Annotated in this window: 9 protein-coding genes; 3 read left to right on the top strand and 6 right to left on the bottom strand. The window is 69.7% G+C overall.

Translation table 11 applies throughout. The features are described from left to right. The 3 genes from ALMP_RS21000 to ALMP_RS20990 all read right to left on the bottom strand — a co-directional run. Positions 1–968 (bottom strand): aliphatic sulfonate ABC transporter substrate-binding protein (locus tag ALMP_RS21000; RefSeq protein WP_264930553.1); only part of this gene is annotated, 968 nt, incomplete at its 3' end. 471 nt (positions 969–1,439) lie between these two features. Further along, positions 1,440–1,898 carry an Rrf2 family transcriptional regulator gene (locus ALMP_RS20995; RefSeq protein WP_264930550.1) on the bottom strand — a complete coding sequence of 153 codons (459 nt, stop codon included), beginning with the start codon at positions 1,896–1,898 and terminating at the stop codon, positions 1,440–1,442. 84 nt (positions 1,899–1,982) lie between these two features. Then, positions 1,983–3,212, bottom strand: coding sequence for an acyl-CoA dehydrogenase family protein (locus tag ALMP_RS20990; protein WP_264930548.1), 1,230 nt, complete (start codon positions 3,210–3,212; stop codon positions 1,983–1,985). Between the two features lie 244 nt (positions 3,213–3,456). On the opposite strand from ALMP_RS20990, the gene ALMP_RS20985 reads away from it, so the two are divergent. The 3 genes from ALMP_RS20985 (at position 3,457) to ALMP_RS20975 (ending at position 5,353) form a co-directional block, all read left to right on the top strand. Further along, on the top strand, positions 3,457–4,338 hold the full coding sequence (locus tag ALMP_RS20985; protein WP_264930546.1) for a helix-turn-helix transcriptional regulator: 882 nt from the start codon (positions 3,457–3,459) through the stop codon (positions 4,336–4,338). Continuing rightward, entirely contained in the window at positions 4,335–4,535 is a 201-nt protein-coding gene (locus ALMP_RS20980) for a DUF397 domain-containing protein (RefSeq protein WP_264930544.1), read from the top strand. Before ALMP_RS20985 ends, ALMP_RS20980 begins: the two co-directional genes overlap by 4 nt. A gap of 245 nt (positions 4,536–4,780) precedes the next feature. Then, positions 4,781–5,353, top strand: coding sequence for a transposase family protein (locus tag ALMP_RS20975; RefSeq protein ID WP_264930573.1), 573 nt, complete (start codon positions 4,781–4,783; stop codon positions 5,351–5,353). Between the two features lie 350 nt (positions 5,354–5,703). Here the strand turns inward: ALMP_RS20975 and ALMP_RS20970 are convergent, their stop codons facing one another. The 3 genes from ALMP_RS20970 to ALMP_RS20960 all read right to left on the bottom strand — a co-directional run bounded on the left by ALMP_RS20970 (position 5,704) and on the right by ALMP_RS20960 (position 8,454). Next, the gene (locus tag ALMP_RS20970) at positions 5,704–6,372 is read right to left on the bottom strand and encodes a nucleotidyl transferase AbiEii/AbiGii toxin family protein (RefSeq protein ID WP_264930542.1); all 669 of its coding nucleotides are present in this window, start codon (positions 6,370–6,372) and stop codon (positions 5,704–5,706) included. A gap of 5 nt (positions 6,373–6,377) precedes the next feature. Further along, complete coding sequence (locus tag ALMP_RS20965; RefSeq protein ID WP_264930540.1) at positions 6,378–6,770, bottom strand: hypothetical protein; 393 nt, start codon at positions 6,768–6,770, stop codon at positions 6,378–6,380. Between the two features lie 154 nt (positions 6,771–6,924). Next, positions 6,925–8,454 (bottom strand): UDP-N-acetylglucosamine 1-carboxyvinyltransferase, encoded by a 1,530-nt coding sequence (locus ALMP_RS20960; RefSeq protein ID WP_264930538.1) that lies wholly within the window; start codon positions 8,452–8,454, stop codon positions 6,925–6,927. Between the last annotated feature and the right edge of the window lie 3 nt (positions 8,455–8,457).

Here is an 8,457-nt window from a genome sequence, read left to right as displayed (position 1 = left end):
GCGTCGAGGGTCGCGGCCAGCGGATCGTCGAGGAAGGTGATGGACTTCCACGCCGGGTCGAGGATCTCGGCGGGCAGCGCCTTGCCCGACAATTCCTTCAGGGCCGCGTTGGCGGACGCCTTCGCCTTGTCCGGGTTGGCGTTGATCCACGCGTTGGTCTTCACCGAGCCGCGCAGCACGGCCTCGACGACGTCCGGGTGCTCCTTGAGGAACTCCTGCCGGACGATGATGTTCGTGATCACGAACATCTTGTCCGGCCACAGGTCGGCCTCGTCCAGCAGTACCTTGGCACCCTCGGCGACCAGCTTCGACGCCGTCGGCTCCGGCACCCACGCGCCGTCGACCGAACCCGACTTGTAGGCGTCAGGGGTGACCTTGTTGTCGGTACGGATCACCGACACATCACCCTTGCCGCTCTCCGCGTCGACCTTCCAGCCCTGCTCCGAGATCCAGTTGAGCAGCGCCACGTCCTGCGTGTTGCCCAGCTGCGGGGTCGCGATCCGCTTGCCCTTGACGTCCTTCAACGTCTTGATCTTCGCGGGGTTCACCACCAGCTTGACCCCGCCGGACGCCGAACCGCCGATGATCCGCAGGTTCTTGCCGCCCGCCTTCGTGTAGCCGTTGATCGCCGGCGACGGACCGATCCAGCCGATGTCGATGGAATCGGCGTTCAGCGCCTCGATCTCCGAGGGGCCGGCGTTGAAGGTCGAGGCCTTGATCGTGGTGCCGCCGAGCTCCTTCTGCAGCAGGCCCTCCTGGACGCCCACCAGGGCGGTGGCGTGCGTGAGGTTGGGGAAGTAGCCGATCCGCACCTCGTCGGCGGAGAGCTTCTTGGCGTCCGCCGCGACCTCGGTCCGCTGGTCGTCGTCACTGGCCTTCGAACCGTAGCCGCAGGCGGTCAGCAGGAGGGGGATCGCGGTCATGACGGCGATGGTGCGCAGGAGGGTGAGCGGTCTTGCGGCAGACACGGAGGTGTCCTCTCGGCGAAGGGGAGACGGGCAGGAGAGCGGGGGGATCCGGGATACGGCGGATCCGGGGTGTCCGGAAGCGTTCGGACAGTGTGGGAACGCGAGGTGTGGGGCCCGTGGATCGTGGGGGACACGGGTGGCGCTGTCGGTGGAAGGGCTCCCGTCCGCCCGGGCGGGGTGGGAGCGGGTTCCGCGACGGGTCAGACGGACCGACAGAGGGCGCTCGACGCGTGGCCGAAATCGATGTGGCGCCGCGACGTCAGCAGGGACCGCTGGGGGCGGCGGGGCCAGTGCGGCAGAAGGTGCTGGTGGGACAGCACAAGGCCTGCGCGGTCGAGCACGTCCATTCCACCCCCTGCATCCCTAGTTTTCCTACCGGATTCCTAGGGATCGTGGCAGAAGGCGACGTCGCACCCAAGAGGGCATTCACATGCTGGACGCGGTCATCTCGCTTTTCGGGATGACTCGGTGTCAGGGGTTCACCCAGGCGCTCGGGGCGTCGGTCAGCGCGGACACGTCGGCAGGCAGCCGGGCGGCCGCCACGTCGGCGAGTGACACACCCTCAAGAATCTCGCGGACGTTGGAGCGCAGCGCGATCCACAGGGGGAGCAGCGACTCGGCGGGGCCGGTGTAGGACAGCTCAGGGGGGCGGACCCCGCGCACCGAGACCAGCGGCCCGTCCACGACCCGGATGACGTCGGCGATGCTGATCTCCTCGGCGGGCCTGGCCAGCCGGTAGCCGCCGTTGCCGCCGCGCTGGCTGAGCACGAGACCACCGCGACGCATGTCGTTCAGGATGCCTTCGAGGAACTTGTGCGGGATGTCCTGTGCGTCGGCGATGGCCTCGGCCTTCAGCGGCCCGTCGTCCCTTGACGCGGCGAGCTGCAGCGCGGCACGTACCGCGTAGTCCGCCCTGGCTGAGATCCGCATGCGCCCATTATCCCGCATGGCGGTCACCGGCCGCCGCCACCCGGCACGTCCTCCGGGCCGTAGGTGACACGGCGCCGCGCGCGGTCAGATGGGCAGGACGAACGGAGGGTGCGCCCCGTTGAGGAAGTAGTCGCCGACGTCGCGGAGCCGGTGGGCGACCGGCTCGTACAGGGTGTGGGCCCGGGCGTTGCGCCAGAAGCGGTCAAGGCCCAGCCGTGCGGCGGCGGAGCGGGCGCCGATGATGTCGAGGGCGCGGGCGGCGGACTCCTGAGCGGCCCTGGAGGCGGCGGCCTCGGCCATGGCCACGAGGACGGAGGTCTCGGCGTACTCGTCGTAGGTGAGGTCCTCGCCGCGTTCCAGCCCGTCGTGCACGGCTCGCAGCGCCTGGTCGGTGAGGGCGGACGCGGAGCGGGTGAGGACCGTGAGTTCCCCGTAGGCGGTCAGGGTGTGCGGGTCCTGCGGGGAGCCGACCGGCCAGGCGGGATGCCAGGCCGACTGGCCCGCCCTGCTGTACTCGCGGGCTTCGGCGAGCACCCCCTCGGCCATGCCGAGGCGGAGCTGGACGGACAGCAGCCGCCCGACCGGCGACACCAGAGCCGCCCGGGGCGACAGGACGTCCTCGTCCGCGGACAGGGAGCCGAGCACGTCGTCGGCGGCGACCGGTACGGCGTCGAACTCCACACTGCCGCCGGCCGCGAGACGCTGGCCGAAGGGCTCGCAGTCGTCGTCGATCCGTATGCCGCGACGGGCGGGGTCGACGACGACGGCGACCGGTTCACCCGAGTCGGCCCGCACGGCCCGCACGGCGACGCGGTCGGCGACCAGGACCCCGGTGACGTAGCTCTGCCGACCGTGGAGGGCGTGACCGCCGGCCGTCCTGGTGAGCGTCAGCGGCGGCTCCTGCCGGGCGAGACCGCCACCCCAGCACCACCGCTCCGCCGTGGACCGACGCTCCAGCTGAGCGGCGACGGCCGGCCGGGAGAGGAACCGCGCGCTCCACGACACGAAGGAGTGGCAGGCGAGCAGTTGGCCGATCGCGCCGTCGGCCGCGGCGATCTCCCGGACCACCGCGTAGGCGGTGGGCCAGTCCGCGCCGCCCCCTCCGGCCTCGGCCGGCGCGAGCAGCGTCAGCAGCCCCGCCTCGCGCAGCCGGGACACCTCGTCGAACGGCGCCTTGCCCGCCTGCTCCCGGGCCACCGCGTCCGTGGCCAGGTCGTCCGCCGTCTCACGGGCCACGCGCAGCCAGTGCGCACGGCCGGGCCCGGTCCGGTCGGACTCGGGGACGAGGGCGGACGGGGCCGGGGCTGTGCCCATGGAGGTGCCTCTCCTCAAGGTCGGCCGCAGAGACTGCCGTTGCACATGCTGCGCACCCGCCACGGACACCGTCAAGGCTTCCCTAGTAATTCGATAGGAAAAGTAGGAAAGTCGGCTGGCCCCGTCCCGACCCGCGTACGCTGAGTCAGCGTACGAGCACAGTGAGTAGACAGTGCGCTGGCCCACCAGCCACGCTGTGCGCTGAACGTGTGCGGGCCCGAGCGGCTGGAGAGAGGGGCGGCGGATGGACATCGTCGAAGGGGAGGCGGCCACGGGCGGGGCCGACCAGGCGGTTCCGACGGGGGAGTGGGAGCGCGAACCCCATCCGTCGGACAGCCTGCGTACGTTCGGCGCGGTCGTCCAGGCCCTACGGGAGCACGCGGGGCTCAGCCGGAGCGAGTTCGCCGACATCGTGCGGTACTCCAAGCACACGGTGGCGTCGGTGGAGTTGGGCCGTCGGATGCCGGACGAGGCGTTCGTCGAGCGCGGGGAGGGGGCGACCGGAAACACCGGGGCGCTGCGGAAGGGCGCGCGCCATCTCACCCGGGGCGAGCCGGGACTCGCGGCATGGTTCCGGCGATGGGCGCGGCTGGAGCGGGAGGCGGTGAGTCTGTGCACCTACGAGTGCCGGCTGGTGCCGGGGTTGTTGCAGTCGGAGGCGTATGCGCGGGCGGTGTTCGAGGGCACGATCCCGCTGCGGACCGACGAGGAGTTGGAGGCGCTCCTCGCCGCACGGATGGACCGCCAGCGGATGATGTGGGAACGGCCCACCGTGCCGTTCAGCTTCATCGTGGAGGAGCATGTGTTCCGGCGGCGGTTCGGGGACTCGGAGGCGATGCGCGAGCTGTTCGACCATGTCCTTGAGCGCACCGCTCCGCGCAATGTGACGCTTCAAGTGGTGCCGCTTGAGGCGGGGTTGCACCCGTGCCTGGATGGGCCGGTGCGGATCTTGGAGACCCCCGCGGGACAGCGGCTCTGCTACTCCGAAGGGCAGGAGAACGGTCGGTTGATCTCCGACCCGAAAGAGGTGAGTGTCCTCTGCCAACGCTATGAAACACTGCGCTCACAGGCCCTCAGCCCCGACGAATCCCGGGCCTTGCTGGAGCGACTCCGAGGAGAGCTATGAGTGGCAGTGCGACGGAACTCACGTGGTTCAAGTCCAGCTACAGCGGCAGCCAGGGCGATGACTGCGTGGAGATCGCGATCGCCGAACACGCCGTTCATGTCCGTGACTCCAAGGACGTGTCCCGCCCGCCCTTCGCCGTGGGCCGCGAGGGCTGGGCGCCCTTCGTGGGGTTCGTGTCGGGCACCTCGGAGGTGTAGCCGAGCGCGGCACGGCCGGAAGAGCCGCCGCATCCACCGCGACCAGTGTTCGTACTGGCCAAAAACGGATGCGGCGGCGTCCATCCGGAGTCGCGTCAGATGTCCCGGAGGAGACCAGCGGGCCGCGTGACCTGCTGCAATGGGCGGTCGCGGGTCGCTGACTTGCAGTAATGGCCTTTGAGTTGTTTCACGCTCTTGCCCGTTGATGCAGCCGGAAGTCCCAGGAAAGTTCCAGGAAAGCCCCGCTGCCCGCAGCCACTCTCTCGGCTCTATGCCGCCGCCCTCAGGCGAACCGCCCCGGCAGGCGTGCCTTCATCTCCGGCAAGCGCAGGCAGAACACCATCGAGACGACCACGATCAGCGATCACCAGGGCCGCACCCTGTGGTCAGGAGCCGAGCGGCCCGGCCGGATGCACGACCAGACCGCCCTGCGCACCGAAGGCATCGCCGAGCAGCTCCGCCAACGCCCGACGGTCAAAGCCGAGGTCGACGAGGGCTACCGGGGCCTGGCCAACGAGTTTCCCGACCAGATCTTCGCGCCGCAGAGGAAGCCGAAGGACCTCGACGACGGGCCGCTGAGCGAGCGGTACGGATGGCGCGAAATGCGCCGCCGCCAGTCCTCCCGCCGGATCTGTGTCGAGCACGCCAACGCAGAACACCGGCAGTGGCGTCCCCTCCAGCGATACACCGGACGCCGCGAGTACTACGGCGACACCCACCGGGCTATCGCCGGGCTCGTCTCCGACCGAGTAGCCCGGCGGGCCGCCCGGCGCAAGACGAGCACCGAACTCGTGCCCCTCAGCGCGACGGCCTGCTGAATCACCACCAGCCGAACCACCAGGCCAGCACAACCTGATCTCAATCGCGGGTCAGGCCGTTAGAACGCCATGCCCTGATCGAGATTGGCCAGCTGGCCCGTGACGTCTGGGAGCCGGTGGACCACGGGGCGGGCAGGGGCGCAGTGCTTGCAGCATGGCGCGCACGGCACGCTGACTTGCTCGCGCCGGCTTCCAGGCCGAAACCATGGAGGCCGAGCGTGTCGGGACGAGCGAGGGGCGTCCCCAGGGTCTGCCCGGCGTGCTTGAAGCCCGTAACTACCGCTGTCCCACCTACTCGCTTCTCGGCTCTTGCTCTGATCGCTTCCAGACGAGATCTCATCCGGACGTGATCAGTCGATGTCCGGATCATCGGCCTCTTCGAGGAGGCGGGCCGCGAGGTCGTCGGCCCACTCCACGGCCCAGGAGCGGAGAGCGGTGATGGTGGCGTCACTGAGCCCATAGGCGGCGAAGGCTTCGTCATCGGTCCACTCGGCGCCCGCGAGGTTCGATTGCAGATCCTCGCGCTCGAAGCGGCCGCGGGCATGACGTCGGCCGAACTCCTCGAGCTCAGCGTTGGCCCAGCGGCGGGAGGCTGCGAACACGTCGATCAGGTCGCGGGGCGCTCCGCGGTCGGCAAGGGCGCGGACCTTGGTCCCGATCACGTCCTCCTCCGCGAGGACGGGCCCGTACGGGCTCTGGGCGACCGGCCGCCAGAAGATCTCCTTGAGGATGTCGACCTCGCATTCCTGCCCGGTGGCCGGATCGGACACGGTGAAGCGGGCGGACAGCGGGGCAGTCTCCAGCGCGTGCACCTTCCAGCCGCGGGCTTCCAGCCCAGCGCGGAGCGTGGCCACGATGTCGGCCATGGGTGCCGGATTCTCGGTGGCGACGTCGAGGTCCTGGCTGGGGCGGTTTACGAGGCGGTGTGCCCGCACAGCGTAACCACCGGTGAGAACCAATGGATACGGGGAACCGAGCGCGATCACATCCGCCAGGAGCCGCGTGTGCAGCTCCGGCATGTCCGTCACGCAGCCGCCCGGGTGCGGGAGGCGAGCTGGGGGAAGGCGTCCTCCCAGACGGTGCGCACAGTGCGGCCGACGAGTGTGCGCAGCACCGGCCACATCTGGAGGAGAAGATCCCGGTTGAGGAATTGGGGCAGATCGTCGTGCAGGCCCTCGTGCAGGACAGTGCGGTACAGGCCCATGCGCTGACGGGGCTTGCTCATGTCGTACGAGGTCATCCCCGACCAGGCCATGTGCAGCGGCAGCTCTACGACCCCTTGGGCCGGGCCATGCAGCTCGTCCAGCGACTCCGGCAGACGTCGCCAAAACTTCTCCCGGTACAGCGCGAGATCCTCGGCGACCGCCCCCGAGGGGCCGCTTGGATCGGGTGCGGGGTGCTGTGGGCTGGAGGACATGCCTCCAGTATGACGGTGGGGGAGCGGTAAGGGGCATGATGCGCACGGCCTCGACCCAAAAGTCCCTGAGAAGTCCCACAGGCGAAGCAGAACCCCTCCTGGCTTACATACACGCAGGTCAGGAGGGGTTTAGCGGCGTTGTTCCTGAAGGCGCTCAGATGTCCCGGAACGTCTCGATCTGTGCCCCGATCGAGTTGAGCCGCTCCGCCAGGTCCTCGTAGCCGCGGTTGATGACGTACACGTTGCGCAGCACGGACGTGCCCTCCGCCGCCATCATCGCCAGCAGTACCACCACCGCGGGGCGCAGGGCGGGCGGGCACATCATCTCGGCGGCGCGCCAGCGCGTCGGGCCCTCGACCAGGACGCGGTGCGGGTCGAGCAGCTGGAGCCGTCCGCCTAGGCGGTTGAGGTCCGTCAGGTAGATGGCGCGGTTGTCGTAGACCCAGTCGTGGATCAGGGTCTTGCCCTGCGCGACGGCCGCGATCGCCGCGAAGAACGGCACGTTGTCGATGTTCAGGCCGGGGAACGGCATCGGGTGGATCTTGTCGATCGGCGCCTCCAGCTTGGACGGCCGCACGGTCAGGTCCACCAGCCGGGTACGGCCGTTGTCGGCGACGTACTCGGGGGTGCGGTCGTGGTCGAGGCCCATCTCCTCCAGGACGGCCAGCTCGATCTCCAGGAACTCGATCGGCACCCGGCGTACCGTCAGCTCGGACTCCGTGACGACGGCGGCGGCCAGCAGGCTCATCGCCTCGACCGGGTCCTCGGAGGGGGAGTAGTCGACGTCGACGTCGATGTCCGGCACGCCGTGCACGGTGAGCGTGGTGGTGCCGATGCCCTCGACCTGGACACCGAGCGCCTCCAGGAAGAAGCACAGGTCCTGGACCATGTAGTTGGAGGAGGCGTTGCGGATGACGGTGACGCCGTCGTGCCGGGCGGCGGCCAGCAGCGCGTTCTCGGTGACGGTGTCCCCGCGCTCGGTCAGCACGATCGGGCGGTCCGGGCGGACCGAACGGTCGACCCGGGCGTGGTACTGGCCCTCCGTCGCCGCGATGTCCAGCCCGAACCGGCGCAGCGCGATCATGTGCGGTTCGATGGTCCGCGTGCCCAGGTCGCAGCCGCCGGCGTAAGGCAGCTTGAAGTGGTCCATGCGGTGCAGCAGCGGGCCGAAGAACATGATGATCGAGCGGGTGCGGACGGCGGCGTCGGCGTCGATCGCCGCCATGTCCAGCTCGGCCGGCGGCACGATCTCCAGGTCGACGCCGTCGTTGATCCAGCGGGTGCGCACGCCGATCGAGTGCAGCACCTCCAGGAGGCGGTAGACCTCCTCGATGCGGGCGACGCGGCGCAGCACCGTGCGCCCCCGGTTGAGCAGCGTGGCGCACAGCAGGGCCACACAGGCGTTCTTGCTGGTCTTGACGTCGATGGCGCCGGACAGCCGCCGGCCGCCCACCACCCGCAGATGCATCGGCCCCGCGTAGCCCAGTGAGACGATCTCACTGTCGAGGGCTTCACCGATACGAGCGATCATCTCAAGGCTGATGTTCTGGTTGCCCCGCTCGATCCGGTTGACGGCGCTCTGGCTGGTTCCGAGCGCCTCGGCCAGCTGCGCCTGTGTCCAGCCCCGGTGCTGCCGGGCGTCACGGATGAGCTTGCCGATGCGTACGAGGTAGTCGTCTGCCATGAG

This window comes from Streptomyces sp. A012304 (assembly GCF_026008495.1).
Lineage (GTDB): Bacteria > Actinomycetota > Actinomycetes > Streptomycetales > Streptomycetaceae > Streptomyces.
Note: the sequence above shows the minus strand (reverse complement) of the source record. Positions and strands in the feature narration are given on the sequence as shown.